The sequence below is a fragment of the Rhodococcus sp. SJ-3 genome (genome assembly GCF_051918125.1).
In the GTDB taxonomy this organism is placed as follows: Bacteria; Actinomycetota; Actinomycetes; order Mycobacteriales; family Mycobacteriaceae; genus Rhodococcus.
The window spans coordinates 2,510,856-2,528,371 of sequence record NZ_CM123306.1 but is presented as its reverse complement, the minus strand read 5'-3'; the positions used below and the strand labels follow the sequence as shown (position 1 = coordinate 2,528,371).

The 17,516-nt window shown below is 65.0% G+C and carries 18 protein-coding genes; 14 read left to right on the top strand and 4 right to left on the bottom strand.

Annotated features, from left to right (window positions below; genetic code table 11):
* The first annotated feature begins 13 nt into the window (after positions 1 to 13).
* Both ACTDXD_RS11590 and ACTDXD_RS11585 read left to right on the top strand, forming a co-directional pair.
* A complete protein-coding gene (locus ACTDXD_RS11590; RefSeq protein WP_440127160.1) occupies positions 14 to 1,378 on the top strand; it encodes a TIGR01777 family oxidoreductase in 1,365 nt (454 codons plus the stop codon).
* On the top strand, positions 1,375 to 2,874 hold the full coding sequence (locus ACTDXD_RS11585) for an SDR family oxidoreductase (RefSeq protein WP_440127159.1): 1,500 nt from the start codon (positions 1,375 to 1,377) through the stop codon (positions 2,872 to 2,874). Before ACTDXD_RS11590 ends, ACTDXD_RS11585 begins: the two co-directional genes overlap by 4 nt.
* 30 nt (positions 2,875 to 2,904) lie before the next feature.
* Here the strand turns inward: ACTDXD_RS11585 and ACTDXD_RS11580 are convergent, their stop codons facing one another.
* Both ACTDXD_RS11580 and ACTDXD_RS11575 read right to left on the bottom strand, forming a co-directional pair.
* Positions 2,905 to 3,486 carry a lipocalin family protein gene (locus tag ACTDXD_RS11580; RefSeq protein ID WP_440127158.1) on the bottom strand — a complete coding sequence of 194 codons (582 nt, stop codon included), beginning with the start codon at positions 3,484 to 3,486 and terminating at the stop codon, positions 2,905 to 2,907.
* Positions 3,487 to 3,516: 30 nt separating this feature from the next.
* Complete coding sequence (locus ACTDXD_RS11575) at positions 3,517 to 4,179, bottom strand: fasciclin domain-containing protein (protein ID WP_435278217.1); 663 nt, start codon at positions 4,177 to 4,179, stop codon at positions 3,517 to 3,519.
* Positions 4,180 to 4,338: 159 nt separating this feature from the next.
* Here ACTDXD_RS11575 and ACTDXD_RS11570 point away from each other — a divergent pair, with 159 nt between their 5' ends.
* The 7 genes from ACTDXD_RS11570 (at position 4,339) to ACTDXD_RS11540 (ending at position 10,549) form a co-directional block, all read left to right on the top strand.
* Positions 4,339 to 4,971, top strand: coding sequence for an alpha/beta hydrolase (locus tag ACTDXD_RS11570; RefSeq protein ID WP_226437007.1), 633 nt, complete (start codon positions 4,339 to 4,341; stop codon positions 4,969 to 4,971).
* Positions 4,961 to 6,274: an NAD(P)/FAD-dependent oxidoreductase gene (locus ACTDXD_RS11565; RefSeq protein ID WP_440127157.1), complete on the top strand. Its 1,314-nt coding sequence runs from the start codon at positions 4,961 to 4,963 to the stop codon at positions 6,272 to 6,274. The genes ACTDXD_RS11570 and ACTDXD_RS11565 overlap by 11 nt, the downstream gene beginning before the upstream one ends.
* Positions 6,271 to 7,020 carry a DUF1365 domain-containing protein gene (locus ACTDXD_RS11560; RefSeq protein WP_440127156.1) on the top strand — a complete coding sequence of 250 codons (750 nt, stop codon included), beginning with the start codon at positions 6,271 to 6,273 and terminating at the stop codon, positions 7,018 to 7,020. The genes ACTDXD_RS11565 and ACTDXD_RS11560 overlap by 4 nt, the downstream gene beginning before the upstream one ends.
* Positions 7,017 to 8,324, top strand: a complete 1,308-nt coding sequence (locus ACTDXD_RS11555; RefSeq protein ID WP_440127155.1) for a class I SAM-dependent methyltransferase — start codon at positions 7,017 to 7,019, stop codon at positions 8,322 to 8,324. The genes ACTDXD_RS11560 and ACTDXD_RS11555 overlap by 4 nt, the downstream gene beginning before the upstream one ends.
* Entirely contained in the window at positions 8,321 to 9,130 is an 810-nt protein-coding gene (locus ACTDXD_RS11550; protein WP_440127154.1) for a DUF1295 domain-containing protein, read from the top strand. Before ACTDXD_RS11555 ends, ACTDXD_RS11550 begins: the two co-directional genes overlap by 4 nt.
* A gap of 113 nt (positions 9,131 to 9,243) precedes the next feature.
* Positions 9,244 to 9,819, top strand: a complete 576-nt coding sequence (locus ACTDXD_RS11545; RefSeq protein WP_440127153.1) for a sigma-70 family RNA polymerase sigma factor — start codon at positions 9,244 to 9,246, stop codon at positions 9,817 to 9,819.
* Positions 9,809 to 10,549: an anti-sigma factor gene (locus ACTDXD_RS11540; RefSeq protein WP_435278224.1), complete on the top strand. Its 741-nt coding sequence runs from the start codon at positions 9,809 to 9,811 to the stop codon at positions 10,547 to 10,549. Before ACTDXD_RS11545 ends, ACTDXD_RS11540 begins: the two co-directional genes overlap by 11 nt.
* An 18-nt stretch (positions 10,550 to 10,567) precedes the next feature.
* On the opposite strand, the gene ACTDXD_RS11535 is transcribed toward ACTDXD_RS11540, so the two are convergent.
* Both ACTDXD_RS11535 and ACTDXD_RS11530 read right to left on the bottom strand, forming a co-directional pair.
* Positions 10,568 to 11,974, bottom strand: a complete 1,407-nt coding sequence (locus ACTDXD_RS11535) for an aldehyde dehydrogenase family protein (protein ID WP_440127152.1) — start codon at positions 11,972 to 11,974, stop codon at positions 10,568 to 10,570.
* 8 nt (positions 11,975 to 11,982) lie between these two features.
* Positions 11,983 to 12,819: a putative protein N(5)-glutamine methyltransferase gene (locus ACTDXD_RS11530; protein WP_440127151.1), complete on the bottom strand. Its 837-nt coding sequence runs from the start codon at positions 12,817 to 12,819 to the stop codon at positions 11,983 to 11,985.
* Between the two features lie 109 nt (positions 12,820 to 12,928).
* Between ACTDXD_RS11530 and ACTDXD_RS11525 the strand changes: the two genes are divergently transcribed.
* The 5 genes from ACTDXD_RS11525 to ACTDXD_RS11505 all read left to right on the top strand — a co-directional run bounded on the left by ACTDXD_RS11525 (position 12,929) and on the right by ACTDXD_RS11505 (position 17,351).
* The gene (locus ACTDXD_RS11525) at positions 12,929 to 14,473 is read left to right on the top strand and encodes a type I restriction-modification system subunit M (RefSeq protein WP_440127615.1); all 1,545 of its coding nucleotides are present in this window, start codon (positions 12,929 to 12,931) and stop codon (positions 14,471 to 14,473) included.
* The gene (locus ACTDXD_RS11520) at positions 14,470 to 15,591 is read left to right on the top strand and encodes a restriction endonuclease subunit S (RefSeq protein WP_440127150.1); all 1,122 of its coding nucleotides are present in this window, start codon (positions 14,470 to 14,472) and stop codon (positions 15,589 to 15,591) included. Before ACTDXD_RS11525 ends, ACTDXD_RS11520 begins: the two co-directional genes overlap by 4 nt.
* On the top strand, positions 15,588 to 16,526 hold the full coding sequence (locus tag ACTDXD_RS11515; protein WP_440127149.1) for a restriction endonuclease: 939 nt from the start codon (positions 15,588 to 15,590) through the stop codon (positions 16,524 to 16,526). The genes ACTDXD_RS11520 and ACTDXD_RS11515 overlap by 4 nt, the downstream gene beginning before the upstream one ends.
* Before the next feature lie 394 nt (positions 16,527 to 16,920).
* Positions 16,921 to 17,181 (top strand): ribbon-helix-helix domain-containing protein, encoded by a 261-nt coding sequence (locus ACTDXD_RS11510; RefSeq protein ID WP_132475249.1) that lies wholly within the window; start codon positions 16,921 to 16,923, stop codon positions 17,179 to 17,181.
* Entirely contained in the window at positions 17,178 to 17,351 is a 174-nt protein-coding gene (locus ACTDXD_RS11505; protein WP_440127148.1) for a toxin, read from the top strand. The genes ACTDXD_RS11510 and ACTDXD_RS11505 overlap by 4 nt, the downstream gene beginning before the upstream one ends.
* The last annotated feature ends 165 nt before the right edge of the window (positions 17,352 to 17,516 follow it).

Below are 17,516 nucleotides of genomic sequence, written 5' to 3'. Positions count from 1 at the left end.
CCACGGAGGCACGATGGGAATCGAGTACAGCAGCGTCGTCGATGCGTCCCGCGACGACGTCTTCGACTGGCACTCCCGGCGCGGCGCGATCCATCGCCTGCTGCCGCCGTGGCAGCCGATGAACGTCGTCTCCGAGGCCGGATCCCTCGCGGACGGACGTGCCGTCCTCGGGCTACCCGGGGGCTTGCGCTGGGTAGCGGACCACCAACGCGATGCCTACGATCCGCCGGCTCGCTTCGTCGACGAACTCGGCCGCAAGGGGGTGATGTCGCTACCGGCGGGGCTTGTGGGCTCGTGGCGCCACGAACACCGATTCGAGGAAGTCGACGGCCACCGCACCCGTGTGACCGATCGCGTCGACACCCCGATCCCGGAACGTCTGCTGCTGCCGACCTTCCGCTACCGGCACCGTCAGCTCGCCGAAGACCTCGCAAGCCACCGCTGGGCGCGTGAGCAGGGAGTGCGGCCCGCCACCGTCGCGGTGTCCGGCACGAGCGGGCTCGTCGGCACTGCACTGACCGCGTTCCTGAGCACGGGCGGCTACCGCGTGATCCACCTGGTGCGGCGAACGGCGCGCGGCGACGACGAGCGACGTTGGGATCCCGAGTCGCCTGCCGCCGACCTGTTCGAGGGCGTCGACGCCGTCGTCCACCTCGCAGGCGCGTCGATCGCCGGACGGTTCACCGACTCCCACAAGGCCGCGATACGCGAGAGCCGCATCGAACCGACGAGGCGGCTCGCCGAGCGCGCGGCCAGTACCGCGAACGGGCCGGCAACGTTCGTGTGTGCATCGGCGATCGGTCTGTACGGCTACAACCGAGGGGACGAACCACTCGACGAGCACTCCACGGGTGGAGGAGGTTTCCTCACCGATGTGGTGACCGACTGGGAGGCTGCCACCGCACCCGCCGCCGACGCAGGACTGCGCGTGGTCAATGTGCGTACCGGGGTGGTGCAGACCCCGCGCGGCGGCACTCTGCAGCTGATGCGGCCCCTGTTCACCGCGGGTCTCGGTGGGCGCCTCGGCAGCGGAAGGCAGTGGTTGTCGTGGATCGATCTCGACGACCTGCTCGACGTCTACCATCGCGCGCTCTACGACCCGGCGTTGGCGGGACCTGTCAATGCCGTTGCGCCGGAGCCTGTCCGAAACGAGGAATACACGCGAGTTCTGGCGGATGTATTGCATCGGCCTGCGTTGGTGCCGGTCCCGGGCTTCGGCCCGAAGTTGCTGCTCGGTGAGCAAGGTGCCCGCGAACTGGCGACCGCCGACCAGTACGTCGTACCCCGGCGTCTGCTCGATGCCGGGCACACATTCCGAAGGGCTTCCCTCGAGGACTGCCTGCGCCACCAACTCGGCCACCTCTTGGCGGCGTCATGACCGAAACGGGTCGCGTCGACTCGCCCGGTCGGTCGCTGCGCATCCTCGTGACGGGGGCGACCGGGTACATCGGAGGCAGGCTCGCACCTCGCCTGGTCGCAGCGGGCCATCGGGTGCGGGTTCTCGCGCGCAACCCCGACAAACTCCGCGACGTGCCATGGGCCGGCGATGTGGAGGTGGTACGCGGCGACCTCGGCGATCCCGAATCGCTCGAGCGAGCATTCCAGGATATCGACGTTGTCTATTATCTGGTGCATTCGATGGGAGGTCGCGGCGAATTCCTCGACGCAGAACGACGCGCGGCCGAACATGTCGCCGCAGCCGCGCGCAGCGCAGATGTCGGGAGGATCGTCTATCTCGGTGGCCTGCACCCGAAGTCCGCGGAGTTGTCGACGCACCTGGAGTCGCGAGCACAGGTCGGCCGGATCCTGCTCGAGTCCGGGGTGCCCACGTTGGTGCTTCAGGCGGGCGTGGTGATCGGTTCGGGTTCGGCATCATTCGAGATGATCCGGCATCTGAGCAATCGCCTGCCCGTCATGACGACACCCCGATGGGTGAACAACCGGATCCAGCCGATCGCGATCCGGGACGTGCTCCACTATCTGGTTGCCGCAGCGACCGCCCCGCTGCCGCGCAGCCGCACCTACGACATCGGCGGACCCGATGTGCTGCGGTACGGCGAGATGATGCAGGTCTACGCAGACGTGGCGGGATTGCACCGTCGCAGGATCCTGGTGCTTCCGGTTCTCACACCGAAACTGGCCGGCCTGTGGATCGGCCTGGTCACTCCGATCCCGCCGTCCCTGGGCCGCACCCTGATCGAATCGCTGGGAAACGATGCGGTGATGGACGATCACGATGTCGACGAAGTGATCGCGCCGCCGCGCGGCGGGCTCACCGGGTATCGCGACGCCGTCGCATTGGCATTGGGGCGTATCGAACGCGGCGAAGTGGAAACCACGTGGGCGAACGCGTCGCCTGTCGGCGCGCCTGCAGACCCGTTACCGTCGGATCCGGAGTGGGCCGGGGAGGTTGTCTACACGGATGAGCGCAGCCTCGACTGCGACACAGACGTGAACGCGGTGTGGGATGTCGTCGAAGGAATCGGCGGCGAGAACGGCTGGTATTCATTCCCGTTGGCGTGGACGATTCGCGGCTGGCTCGACCGCTTCGCGGGCGGAGTGGGACTGAACCGCGGACGGCGGAACCCCCGCACCCTGCACACCGGGGATGCACTCGATTTCTGGCGGGTCGAGCGCATCGACCGCCCGAAGTTGTTGCGACTGCGAGCGGAAATGCTTGCGCCGGGCGGCGCATGGCTCGAATGGCGGGTCGAACCCCTAGGCACCGACCGCACCCGCCTGTACCAGCGCGCCGTCTTCTTTCCCAAAGGCCTTGCCGGCCGCGTGTACTGGTACTCACTACTTCCGTTCCACGGAATCATCTTCGCCGGCATGCTCGAGAACATTGCCGGAACAGCGCGGAAAGACCGGTGACGCTGTGCGCCACCGGTCTTTCCGCATCGCTCATACAGTACAGAGCGGCTTGATCTCCTGAAGCCCTTCCGTCGTAGGAGAGGTGAGCATCAGGCACGAGTTGTAGCCTTCGCTCTCCACGACTGCACGGATCTCCTGCCAGCCCGCCGCGTCCACCACCGGGGACCGCGACAACACGAAACCGGAAAGCCTGCTCGGGTCACCGACCAGCGCCCACGAATAGTCGTCCGCGAGATGCGCGACGATGTAGTTGCTCGGCCCGTCCAATGAATCCTGTGTCGGCACGCCGGGGAACGACACATGAAGCGACGCAGTGTCGTTGACCCGCGCGTTGCCCACGATTCCTCGGCGTTCACCCGTGATCGTGGTGCACGAATTCTCCACGCGGATGTTCTGTTCGTCGATCAGTGAGTAGTTGGCGGTGGTGTCGCGCACACAATCGAGGTTGAACGGCGCCGGATTGGCCGCCAATTGGTACCAGCCGCCCAGGTAGCGGCTCACATCGAGTTGCGGAACGGGGTTCAGCGGTGCCGCCTGCGCGGGTGCTGCAACCAATGTCGAGCCCGCTGCGGCGAGGAGCGCCGCAGCGAGACCGATGATTGTTTTCCTCATGGGGTCTCCCTTCTGCTGGCCGAGGCAGTACTACTGCGGCATCAGGACGCCGTCGATCAGGTAGACCGTCGCGTTCGCTGTTTCGATGCCACCGCAGATCACGTTGGCGTCGTTGACCGTCCACTCGTCACCGGAGCCTGCGACCTCGACGGCGCCGCCCTGAACGGTGGTCTGCTCGCCGGCGATATCGGCGGGCGCGATCTGACCGGGGACCACGTGGTAGGTGAGGACATCGGTCAGCAGCGCCGAATCGGTCTTCAACGTCTCGATGGTCGCGGGATCGACCGCCGCGAAGGCGTCGTCCACCGGCGCGAACACCGTGAATTCACCGCCGTTGAGAGTGTCGACGAGATTCACGTCCGGGTTGAGCTGCCCGGAGACCGCCGCAGTGAGCGTGGTGAGCATCGGGTTGTTCGATGCCGCAGTGGTCACATTCTCCTGCGCCATGCCTTCGACCGAACCGGGGCCCGTCGGCACCTGTTCTGCGTAGGCGGCGCAGCCGGGCCCGACGAGGCCTGCCGGCATTGCTGCGGCGGACTCTGTCGTTTCCATCGGTGCGGTGGTTTCGGTCATGGTGGTGGTCGTATCCATCGTGGTGTCGGAGCTGTCGTCCGACGTGCAGGCGGAGATGCTCAGTACCGCCGCAGCGCCGATACCGATAAGCGCCAAGCTCTTACGTGTCCGATTCGCCATCGTCTCGTTCCCTTCGGTACGCGCGGTCCTCGAACCGCGTCGATGAGGTGTGTCGGAGAGTCATTCGCCGCTGCGGGTCAGGGGGATGGGTGCGATCGGAAGAAAAATTTTCCGGCGCCGGTGACCCATCCGGAATCGCCTCCGCACCGAAGCCCGAGCATGGATTCCACTTCACCTCGGGGACGCGCGCACGTCCTCGTACTGCCCGGTGGCAAACCCTCGAGCCATGCGGGGACACGACCGTGGCATCTGACGAGCGTGCGAATGGCCCTGCTGACCGAGGCGTTACGTTCGAGGCTGACGGGTCACGGCATCACGGTGGGCCAGGTGCAGTACGGAGTGCGCGGCTGGAACGGCGACCGGATGAGCCCGGTGCACGACGCATTGCGTGCACTCGACGCGACACTCGATCGGCGTCCCGACACCCGCATCGGCCTCGTGGGGCATTCGATGGGCGGGCGGGTCGCGGCACATCTCGCCGCGCAGAACGGTGTCGAAGCAGTGGTCGCGCTGGCCCCCTGGTGGCCCGACAACGACGCCGCACTCATCCCTGCGGGACGCCGGCTCCTGGTGGCGCACGGAACCGGAGACCGCTGGACGGATCCCGCGTCGGCCGAATCCCAGACCGCGGCGGCCCTGCGGCGCGGAGTCGACGCAACATGGTGTCCGCTGCCCGGCGCGGGACATTTCATGCTGACGCGGCCCGGCTGGTGGCACTCCGTCACCGCCGACTTCCTCATCGATGCCTTGACACCCGAGACGAGCTCTACCGGAGGAAACCATGACGCGTGAACCGTCCCGTTCCATCGCCGTGGTGGGCAGCGGCGTCGCCGGGCTCAGCGCCGCCCACGTATTGTCCCGGCGCGACCGTGTGACCCTGTTCGAGGCGGACTCACGCCTTGGTGGCCATGCCCACACCCATCACCTCACGCTCGAGGACGGGCAGGAAGTCTCGGTCGACACGGGCTTCATCGTGCACAACGACCGAACCTACCCCACACTGTTACGCCTGTTCGACGAGCTCGGTGTCGCCACTCAGGAGAGCGACATGTCGATGTCGATCCGATCCGACCCGACCGGAGTCGAATATGCGGGAGCGAAGGGTCTTCCGGGGCTCTTTCCCACTTGGCGGTCGTTCACGAAGCCGCGTTACCTCCGGATGCTGGTTGAGATACTGCGTTTCCACCGCGCCGCGCTGGCCCTACTCGAATCGGGCGACGACGGGAAGGACGAGCCGCTAGAGGCTTTTCTGGAACGGAATGGCTTCTCCCCGTTCTTCATCGATCATTTCATGACCCCTCTCGTCGCCGCGGTGTGGTCGTGCGACCCGGCGCTGGCCACCCGCTATCCCGCTCGCTACCTCTTCCGGTTCCTCGACCACCATGGCATGCTCACCGTCTTCGGTTCGCCCACCTGGCGCACCGTGACCGGCGGCTCGAGCACCTACGTCGACACACTCGCGAGCCGGCTCGACGAGGTGCTCGTGGACACTCCGGTGCACAGCGTCGAGCGGACGGATGACGGAGTGTGCATGATCGTCGGCGACGGAGATGTCCGGTGGTTCGACGCGGCCGTCATCGCCGTGCATCCATCTGCGGCTCTTGCGATGCTCGCCCACCCGACTCCGCAGGAGAGCCGGATACTCAGCGCGCTACCGTATTCGACGAATCATGCGCAGCTGCACACCGACACGTCGCTGCTGCCCCGTAACGAGCGCGCCCGCGCGTCGTGGAACTATCTGACGCCCGCCGACACCGGGCCCGAGGGCGTGATCGTCACTTACGACATGTCCAGATTGATGCGGCTGACCACGGTCACGGATCGGCGATTCCTCGTCACCCTCGGCGGTGCGCATCTCGTCGACCCCCGCAAGGTGATCGCGGAGATGACGTACGAGCACCCGCTGTACACGCCCGAATCGACTGCAGCACAGGCGCGTCTGCCCGAGATCGGCGACAGCAGAATCGTATTCGCCGGCGCGTACCACGGGTGGGGATTCCACGAAGACGGCGCCCGGTCCGGCGTGGAGGCCGCTCGGCGGCTCGGCGTCGAGTGGAGTGCACCTTCCTACATCAGGGCGGAGGTGTCCCCGTGACCACGGCGTGGCTCTACCGCACCAGAATCGGACACGTTCGGCGCGCACCGATCCGGCACGCATTCGAATACCGAAGCTACAGCTGGTACATCGACCTCGACGACCTTCCGGTGCTGCCGTGGTGGTTGCGTCCGTTCGCCCGGTTCGACCCCGCCGATCACTTCGACGGCACCCGCCCGGACGCGACGCTCCGAGAGCGGATCGACGCGTATCTCGCGGGCGAGGGAATCGACCTCGACGGCGGACGTATCACCGCGCTGCTGAACGCGCGGGTCCTCGGTCACGTCTTCGATCCGCTGACGCTGTTCTGGTGTCACGATCCCGGCGGCGCGCTCGCGTGCGTTGTCGCCGAGGTGCACAACACCTACGGGGGGCGGCACTGTTATCTGCTGAGGCCGGATGCCTCGGGCTACGCGGAGGCCGACAAGGTCTTCTACGTCTCCCCGTTCAATGAGGTCACCGGCAGTTACACCCTGCGGGTCGCGGAGCCAGGCCCCTTTCTCGATGTCGAGGTGTCGCTACACCGCGAGGGACAGCCGCCTTTCACGGCCACGATGCGCGGGTCCGGCCGACCCGCCACTCTCGGGGTGATCGCCCTGACTCAGTTCATCCATCCGCTTGCACCTCAAATGGTTTCGGCTCGCATCCGAAGGCAGGGCATCGGGCTGTGGCTGCGGGGGCTGCCCCTCGTCCCGCGTCCGGCCGCGCCCTCGGCCCCCAGACATCTACAGGAGATCTCTCGATGAGCACACCCGAACTCGAACTGCCGACCCCGCATGTGAGCGTCGACGCGACGAGATGGCCCGGGCTGGCATCCGTCCAAGGAGGACTCCGCACCCGCGTCGCCGCGGTGGTCGCCGACCGGTTGTTCCGCAATGCTGCTGCGCGCCTGGACGTGCGGGTGGAGTACCCCGACGGGACCGTACTCGGAGGCAGCGGAGCGGCGGGAAGCAGCAATGGCGCTGATTCTCGGATTCTGCCCAGGATGATCATCCGCCGTCCGGAGTCGTTCGCCCGACGGCTCGGCCGCGGTGGACTCGTCGGTTTCGGTGAGGCCTACATGGCGGGCGACTGGACCGCGTCCGACCCTGTCGCAGTACTCACCCCGTTCGCCGCCGAGATCGGGTCGCTGATCCCGTTGCCGCTCCGGCGTCTGCGCCGGCTCGTCGTCGCGGCGCAACCCACTGGGGAACGGAACACCGAGGAGAACACCCGCTCCAACATCTCCCGCCACTACGACCTGTCGAACGCCTTGTTCGAAACGTTTCTGGACGGGTCCATGACCTACTCGAGTGCGCTGTTCGACGAGCTCCCCGCACGGTGGGATGCTCTCGAGACGTCCCAGCACCGCAAGATCGACCGGTTGCTCGATGCCGCGGGCGTGCGCGCTGGAACGCGTCTTCTCGAAATCGGTACCGGCTGGGGTGAACTGAGCGTGCGTGCCGCGAAGCGTGGTGCCACCGTGCGCTCGGTGACGCTCTCGACCGAGCAACAGGCGCTGGCCCGGAGGCGGGTGGCGGAGGCCGGTCTGTCGGACCGCGTACAGATCGATCTCCTCGACTACCGGGCAGTGGACGGCGAATACGACGCGGTCGTCTCGGTGGAAATGATCGAGGCGGTGGGATACGACTACTGGCCCACATATTTCCGCAGTCTCGATCGACTCCTACGACCCGGTGGTCTCGTCGCACTGCAGGCCATCACGATGCCGCACGACCGGATGGCCGAGACGCGCGACAGCTACACGTGGATCCACAAGTACATCTTTCCGGGCGGGTTGCTGCCGTCGACCGAATCGATCGACGTGATCACGCGCTCGCTGACGTCGCTGCGCACCGTCGATCGTCTGCGTTTCGGCGACCACTACGCCGAGACCCTGCGATTGTGGCGGGAACGTTTCACCACGCGCACGGACCGGGTCGCGGATCTCGGATTCGATGCCGTGTTCCGGCGGATGTGGGAGTTCTATCTCGCGTACTCGGAGGCCGGGTTCCGGTCGGGTTATCTCGACGTCCAGCAGATCGTGTTCCGGAAGGAGGGCGCGCGATGAACGCCTGGTCGGAGTTCGTGCTCATCACGGTGTCTGCGGTGGTGTTGCTCGCGGTGATCCAGGCGGTCACCTTCGCGATCGGGCACCGCATCGGCCGGTACAACGTGGTGGATGTGTCGTGGGGTCTCGGTTTCGTGGCGGTGGCCGCCGCCTCGGCACTGCTCGGCAGCGGTGACGTCTCGCGTCGGTTCCTCCTGCTGGTGCTTGTGACGGTGTGGGGACTTCGGTTGACATGGCACATGTACCGCAAGTCGCTCGGCAAAGGTGAAGACCCCCGCTACACGGACATGCTCGAACGCGCGGGTGACCACTCGATCGCCACGATCATCCGCAAGGTCTTCGTGACCCAGGGCGCGGCCCAATGGTTCGTGTCGCTGCCGATCCAGGTCTCGGCGGTGCTCGGGCCCACCCGCGGCTTCGGCACACTGGTGCTCTGGGTCGGTGTCGCCGCGTGGATCGTCGGTGTGTCGTTCGAGGCGATCGGAGACCTGCAACTGCGCCGGTTCAAGGCCGACCCCGCGAACCGTGGCCGGATCATGGACCGCGGGCTGTGGGCGTGGACGCGTCATCCCAACTATTTCGGTGACGCCACCGTGTGGTGGGGAGTATGGCTGATCGCGGCGAGTGTATGGCCCGGAGCAGTCACTGTGGCCTCACCCGCGATCATGACGTACTTCCTCGTCTACGCGACAGGTGCGCGGCTGCTCGAACAGTCCATGTCGAAACGACCCGGCTATCCCGAGTACCAGCAGCGAACGTCGTATTTCCTTCCGCGACCCCCGCGGTCGCGCGTCCACAGGAGATGATCGGCGTGCTCGATGCGTCGCTGCCACTCGTGACCGGGCCACATCCAGGTGGGTGCAGGTTGAGCGGCCCGATTCGTCCGGCTAGTGTTTCGTCCGATGAGCGGACACGGACCATGACCGACGTCGGTGGCGGAACCGACACACTCGAAGCGTTGCTCGATCGAGTCGCGGCGGAGGATTCGGCTGCCTTCGCGCAGTTCTACGACCTGACGCGAGCTCGGGCGTACGGCATGGTGTTGCGGGTACTGCGCGATCCCGGCTACAGCGAAGAAACACTGCAGGAGGTCTACCTGCAGGTGTGGCGGACCGCGACGGGATTCGACCGCACGCAGGGATCGGCGCTGTCGTGGCTGATCACGCTGGCGCACCGCAGGGCGGTAGACCGGGTGCGCTCCGAACAGTCGGGGGCCGAGCGAGAGGCCCGCTACGGCGCGTTGTCCACGAGCACGGAGTTCGACAGTGTCAGCGACGAAGCACTCCGTCGCGACGACACACGCCAGGTCCTCGACTGTCTGGGCACGCTCACCGATCTGCAACGCCAGTCCGTCGAGCTCGCGTACTACGGCGGACTCACCTATCGCGAGGTGTCGGAACGACTGGCCTCGACGCTGCCGACCATCAAATCGAGAATCAGGGACGGCCTGATCCGCTTGAAGAACTGTCTGGGGGTGACCAGCGATGACGAGTAGCCCTCTCGACTTCGACGACAACCATCTGCTCGACCTCGCCGCTGTGTACGCCCTGGATGCGGTCTCGGACGACGAACGCCGCGAAATCGAACTGCGAGTGGCCGAGGCCGACTCCGACGTCGCCGCAGCATTCCGGCGCGAGGTCCGCGAGGTTCGCGAGACGATGGCGCAGGTTTCGCATGCGACAGTCGCCGAGCCGCCGGCCCACGTACGTCACCGTCTGCTCGAAACCATCGGCACTGCTCCGGATACCTCTGCGCCCGATTCCCCGATCGACCTGTCGGCCCGCCGGAACCGGCGACGCTATTTCCTGCTGGCGGCAGCGGCGGCGGTGGTGATCGCCATCGCAGGTATCGGCGTGGCAACCCAGATCGGCCAGGGCACTCCCCCCACCTCGGCGCAGGTTCTCGCTGCCGAGGACGTGCGCACCACCTCGGGTTCGATCGAGGGGGGCGGCACGGCAACGGTCGTGTATTCGAAGGACGTCGACGCCGGTGTGCTGGTGATGAACAACGTCGCGCCGCCGACCGACGGCACCGTCTACCAGATGTGGCTGATCGGACCCGACGGCGCGACTGCCGCAGGCACCATGACACCCGCCGACGTCGCACCGTCGACCACGGCTGTGCTCGAAGGCATCTCGGATGCGACCGCATTGGGATTCAGTGTGGAGCCGGAAGGCGGATCAACCCAGCCGACAAGCATTTTCGCTGAGTTGCCGCTCGGCTGATCTGTCCCGGACCGAAGCTCATGTGGGCGACAGACCAGCGCTGCGCTGTCCGGACACACGGATCAGTTTCTCGTTGACGAACTCGCCCACGCCCCACTGCGCCAGCTCGCGGCCGTAGCCGGAACGGCCGACACCGCCGAAAGGCAGGCCGGCTGCGGTGACCGCATGCTCGTTGACGAACGTCATGCCGTCCTTGAGCCGCGCAGCCACCTCGTGCGCCTTGTCGACGTCCGAGGACCATACAGAGCTGGACAGTCCGTACTCGGATTCCTCGTTGGCAATGCGCACGGCCTCGTCCACCCCGTCCGCCTTGTACACGATCGCGACCGGACCGAAGATCTCGTTGCACCCCACATCTGCGGACGGATCCACATCGGTGAGCAGGGTCGGCTCCATGTACGCGCCGTCACGGTCGATCTTCTTCCCGCCCACCCGGATCGTGGCGGTCCCCTCGCGTGCCGCGGTGGCGAGGCGGTCGACGATCTCGTCGCGGGCACCGATCGAGCTGAGCGGGCCTACTTCGGCATCCGGATCGTCATAGGCACCCACCGTGAGCGCGCCGATCGCCTTTTCCAGGTAGGACACCGTGCGATCGTAGAATTCCGGCTGCACGATGAGCCGCTTCGGCGCATTGCATGCCTGGCCCGTTGCAAACATCCGGATGTCTACGTATCGGTCCAGTACCCACTCCAGGTTCTCCGCATCCAACACGAGGAAGGGATCGTTTCCGCCTAGTTCGAGCAGCGACTTCTTGTAGTGCTCCCCGGCTGTCTTCGCCACTGCCGAGCCCGCGCCTTCGGATCCGGTGAGGGAGACACCCCGGATCCGCTTGTCTGCGATGAAGGGTTCCATCTGGGAGCCGGAAGCGTAGATGTTCTGGAACACGCCACGCGGCAGCCCGGCCTCTATCAGGAGGTCCTCGCACGCCTGGGAGGAGAGCGGGCAGATCCCCGCGTGCTTGAGCACCAGCGCATTTCCGAGCAGCAGGTTAGGGGCCGCCCACCGCGCGACCTGGTAGTACGGAAAGTTCCACGGCATGATTCCCAGGATCACTCCGAGCGGCCGCTTGACCACGTACGAACGGTCCGCGCCCTGCGCCGGGAGTTCCTCGGGCGCGAGCAGCTGGTGGGCGTTGTCTGCGTACCAGCGGTAGATGCCCACCACGATGTCCAGTTCGGCCGCGCCCCACGGTCGGAGCTTGCCCATCTCTCGGCCCATGTGCTCGATCAGCTGATCCTTGTGCTGTTCATAGAGATCGGCGACGGCGCGGAGAACATCCGCGCGCTGGTCGACGGAGGTCTCCTGCCAACTGCGCTGCGCTTCGGTGGCGCGATCGAGGATCGCATCTCGGTCTGTGTCGTCGATTCGTTCGAATTGCTCTTCTTCGGTACCGGTGTTCGGGTTCTGGAGTGCAAATGTGACCATACTTCGGTCTACCCGCGTCCGATCTCCTTACACCCTGGTCGCGATCTGCGGGGAACGCCGACGACCACGGTGGCATCGAATTCGTCCGACCGGTGAACGACCGTTGCCAGTCCCTCCGCAGCGAGGATCCCGGTTGCTGCCTCGACCTGCCGGAGACCGGCTTCCATCAGCAGGTGGCCCCCGGGCGCAAGCCACTCCGACGCGGACACCGCCAGGCGACGATGCATGTCGAGTCCGTCGGCACCGCCGTCCAACGCGACACGCGGCTCGTGCAGTCGTGCCTCCGACGGCATTGTCGCGATCGCCGCCGTCGGCACGTAGGGGGCATTGGCGACGATCACATCGATGCGGCCTCGCATCGTGTCGGGCAGCGCCGCATAGAGATCGCCGCAGTGGGCGTCGCCGCCGCATCGTTCGAGGTTGCGCCGCGCGCAACGGACCGCCGCGGGATCGACGTCCGCGGCGTGCAGCCGGATCGCGGGTTCGGCAGCGGCGAGCGCAGCCCCGACCGCACCGCAGCCGCAGCACATGTCGACGACGAACGAACCCGGAGCAACGACTTCGGCGGCGCAGTGCACAAGAAACTCCGTGCGACGGCGTGGAACGAAGACATCTGCGTCGACGCTGATCCGCAGACCGCAGAATTCGGCCCATCCCAGCACGTGCTCGAGAGGTCGGCCGTCGATCCGCTGCTGTACGAGGTCTTCCAGATCGGACGGGCTGCGCGCTGCATCGGTGAGCAGGCGGGCTTCGTCTTCCGCGAAGACACACCCGGCAGACCTCAGCCGTACGGTCAGTGTCGCGAGGGTCGGCGCCGCGCTCGGACTTCCTCCGATTTCGGTCACAGTCCACCCTAAACCGCGCATGTGCCGACCTGGGCAATACCTTGTCGGTGGGGTGGTCTATACAGTTCTGTTGGACTCGAGCGAGCAGGACAGGCAGGTAGCGGTACCCGTGATCACCGGTGACATCAAGAACAAGGTCGATGCAGTCTGGGACGCATTCTGGACGGGCGGCATCTCCAATCCGCTGGAGGTGATGGAACAGATCACGTACCTGCTGTTCATCCGCCGGCTGGACGACGAGCAGACGCGGGCACTCGAGAAGGCGAACCTGTTCGGCGACCCGATCGAGGGCAACCCGTTCCCGGAGGGCGACGACGAGGAGGGTCGGCCGTTCAACGACCTGCGCTGGTCGGTGTTCAAAGACCGGCATGCCGACGAGATGTTCGACATCGTCGCGAACCGGGTGTTCCCGTTCATCAAGAACATGCGCGGCGAGGAGTCCACGTACGCGCATTTCATGAAGGACGCGCGGCTCAGCATCCCGAACGCGGGGATGTTGCAGCGGGTGGTGGACCGGCTGGACAAGGTGCCGATGGAGAACCGCGACACCAAGGGCGACATCTACGAGTACCTGCTCGCGAAGATCGCAGCCGCCGGACAAAACGGCCAGTTCCGCACGCCACGGCACATCATCGAGCTGATGGTGCACATGACGGCACCGAAGCCGGGCGACACGATTGTGGACCCGGCGTCCGGTACGTGCGGCTTCCTCGTCGGCGCGTCGGAGTACATGCGCAGCTATCACGCAGACGCCATCAATTCAGGTGTCGGCAAGCAGCAGTATCACCACGAGATGTTCCACGGCTTCGACTTCGACAACACCATGCTCCGCATCGGGTCGATGAACATGCTGCTGCACGGCATCGAGCAACCCGACATCCGGTACCGCGATTCACTTGCCGAAGCGAACACCGGTGATGCCGAAGCGTATTCGCTGATCCTCGCTAACCCGCCGTTCGCGGGCAGCCTCGACTACGAGAACACCGCGAAGGATCTGCAGCAGATCGCGAAGACGAAGAAGACAGAGCTGCTGTTCCTGGCGCTGTTCCTGCGTCTGCTCAAGCCGGGTGGCCGTGCGGCGGTGATCGTGCCGGACGGTGTGTTGTTCGGATCATCCAAGGCACACAAGGAACTTCGCAGGATTCTTGTCGAGGAGCAGAAGCTCGATGCCGTCGTGAAGCTGCCGTCCGGTGTGTTCAAGCCGTATGCGGGTGTGTCGACGGCGATTCTGTTCTTCACGAAGACCAACTCCGGCGGCACCGACAATGTGTGGTTCTACGACGTGCAGGCCGACGGATTCTCGTTGGACGACAAGCGCAATCCGCTGTTGGACGAGGGCAAGCTCGGTGTGCTCGCGGAGGTGAGCGAGGACGAGCACGCGAAGAACAACCTGCCGGACGTGCTGCGGCGCTGGAACGAACGTGACGGTTCGGAGCTGGAGCGAGCACGAACAGAGCAGAGCTTCTGCGTGCCGCGTGAGGACATCGCCGCGCAGGGGTACGACCTGTCGCTGAACCGGTACAAGGAGATCGTGCACGAGGAGGTCGAGCACCGGGCGCCAACCGAGATCCTCGACGAACTGGATCAGCTCGAGAAAGACATCATCGACGGTATGGCGCAGCTGCGGGAGATGCTTGCGGGTGATGTGGCATGAGTGAGTGGCCGACACTACCGCTGGGGGATGTGGCTACTCTCCAACGCGGATATGACCTGCCAGTCCAGAATCGAGTTGCTGGGCCGATCCCTGTATTCGCAGCGAACGGCCCCGTCGGATTTCACAGTGTCACAAAGGTTGATGGCCCCGGGGTCGTTACAGGCCGTAGCGGAAGCATCGGGAAGGTTCACCATGTCGATGGTGGCTTTTGGCCGTTGAACACATCGCTCTTCGTCAAAGATTTCCACGGAAACGACACGAGGTATATCTACTATCTATTGGGAGCAATGCGGCTCGAACAGTACTGCACCGGAACGGGTGTGCCCACCCTGAACAGGAACATCGTTCATGAAGTCTCTGTTCCAGTACCACCTGTTGCAGCGCAGCGGCGGATCGCGGCGATCCTCGACCACGCCGACGCCCTCCGCACCAAGCGCCGCGAAGCCCTCGCGCGCCTCGACGAGCTGACCCAGTCGATCTTCATCGACATGTTCGGTGATCCAATTTCAAATGACCGTGGCTGGCCGGTCGGGTTCGTGAGTGACTTTGTCGACGGATTCGAAGGTGGTCGCAATATTGTTGGCTCGGACGATCAGGGTGATGGGTACCGAGTTCTCAAAGTCAGTGCCGTGACGTCTCTTGCGTATCGAGAGTCCGAAAGCAAGCCGCTTCCCTCCGACTACGTCCCTCCGTCGAATCATCTTGTTCGAGAGGGTGATTTGCTGTTCAGTCGCGCCAATACGTCAGAGTTGGTTGGTGCGACCGCGATCGTCACTGCGACAGACGGTAAGACCGCACTTCCGGACAAGCTGTGGCGCTTCAAGTGGCACGACGAATCCGCGGCAGTACCGCGCTACATCGAGTCGCTCTTCCAGCGTCCGTCCTTTCGACGGAGATTGTCTGAGCGGGCAACAGGGTCAAGCGGATCTATGAAGAACATCTCTCAGGCAAAGGTGCTGACAATTTCGATTGGTCTTCCTCCGCTGGAGTTGCAGTGCGCCTTCGCGCAACGAAAGGAGGCGATTGAGCTGATGAAGGAGAACGAGCGCACCGCCCTAACCGAACTCGACGCCCTCTTCTCCTCCCTCCAAGCCCGCGCCTTCCGGGGCGAGCTGTGACGGCGCCGGGCCCGGTGTCGGCGATGCCGGTGTGGTCCGGCTTTCTTACTCCAGTGCTGGAGGTGCTCGCTGACGGCGCAACGTGGCGGAAGCGAGAGTTGCACGAAGCAGTCGCAGATCATGTCGGCCTCACGGCCGAGCAGCGGGCTGAGGCGCTGGCGTCCGGACAGAGCCGTTTCGACAATCGCGTCGGCTGGGCACTGAGCGGACTCTTCCGTGCGCAACTCGTCGACAAACCGGCACGCGCCACGTTCACCATCACCGACGCCGGCCGCGCCCTGCTCGCGCAGCACCCAGACGGAATCACCGAGAAAACGCTGAAAGCTATTCCTGCGTACCAGGACTACGTTCCCGTCGTCCGGAGTACATCGGAAACCGAACCCGGCCAGATCAGTACTGCCGCACAGGACGAGAGTGAAGCTGACCCTCTCGAACAGATCGAGAGTGGCGTCACTCGGTTGCATTCGGAGGTCGCGACAGACTTGCTGACACGGCTGCGCGGGCAGCATCCCGACTTCCTGGAGCAGTCCGTGCTCGATGTGCTCGTCGCCATGGGCTACGGCGGCACCGAGGGTAAGGCCGCCAGGATCGGTGGTTCCGGTGACGGCGGTGTGGACGGTGTCATCGATCAGGACCCGCTCGGACTCGAACGCATCTACGTGCAGGCCAAGCGCTACGCCGCCGACAACACCGTCGGCCGACCCGAAATTCAGGCGTTCGTCGGTGCCCTGCACGGCGTCGGCGCGGCCCGCGGTGTATTCATCACCACCAGCTCCTTCACCTCCGGTGCCCGCGAGTACGCGCAGAGCATCGGCACCCGCATCATCCTCATCGATGGTGGTCGCTTGGCGTCGTTGATGATCCGATACGGAGTGGCCGTGCAGACCCGGCAGACCTTCACTGTCGTCGAGGTCGATGAGGACTACTTCGAGTAGCGGTGCGCGGCTACCACAACCGTGCGTTCGCGGCGCATGTCCTCGGGCGAGCCACCGACGCCTGACGATCGCTGCAAACGCACGCACACAACCTCAGGTAGCGCGCGCCGCGCTACGACCGCCGCCAGTAGTACCTCCGAGCGAGCTGGGTCGACTTACGACCGGACCAGTAACCTTCGGTGCTGCGCTCGTGGCTCGATACCCGCAAAGCATTGTGGCGGGAATTCAGTGTGCTGATCACGGGTCAAGTCCAAACGCGTAGTGGACAACCGACTCGACCACGTATCGCACAGGACGGATGTGATCACGATGCAGATACAGGTGGCGAGATGTTGGCGTATCGGCCTTCTACGTGCAAGTTCAGGCCAGCCCTTTTCGTATTACACTATTGAGTGTGGCTGGTGAGACGATCGACGGAACCCCCGTCACCGACGAGATGATCGAAGGCTGGGCCGACGAAGCCGAGGCAGGCTACGACGTCCCCACCTTACGTAAGCGTGGTCGCCCGACCATCGGAGACGGCCCCGCAACAGTGGTCCCGGTCCGCATGGACGAAGCGTTGCTGCAGGCACTGAACGCGCGGGCAGAGAAAGAGCATGTGTCCAGGTCTGAGGCGATTCGAGAAGCGATCCGCGCCTGGGTTCAGGTCGCGTGAAGGCACATAAATCCGCATTCGAGCACGGAATCGACGGGGTCGACAGTCTCCACGCAGCTCAGCATCACGTCTATGCAGCCGACCTGGTCGTACTGCGTTTCGACAGTAGAAACGAACTTCTTATCCACGCAATGAAGGCCCGTCCGCAGTACTTCGATCTCCTGCCTTGATTTCGATCCCCCTGCGGATGTGCACGAGACCAGTCCAGGGGGTGGAGTCCGGCCGGGAACTCGATGGGGTTCTGCCCGGACTCGGTGGCCTGGCCATCGGGTTCGAGGGGGAGGTCCCTACGCACTGAAGTCATGCGCAAGCCGATGTCTCCGAAGTCCCTCCTG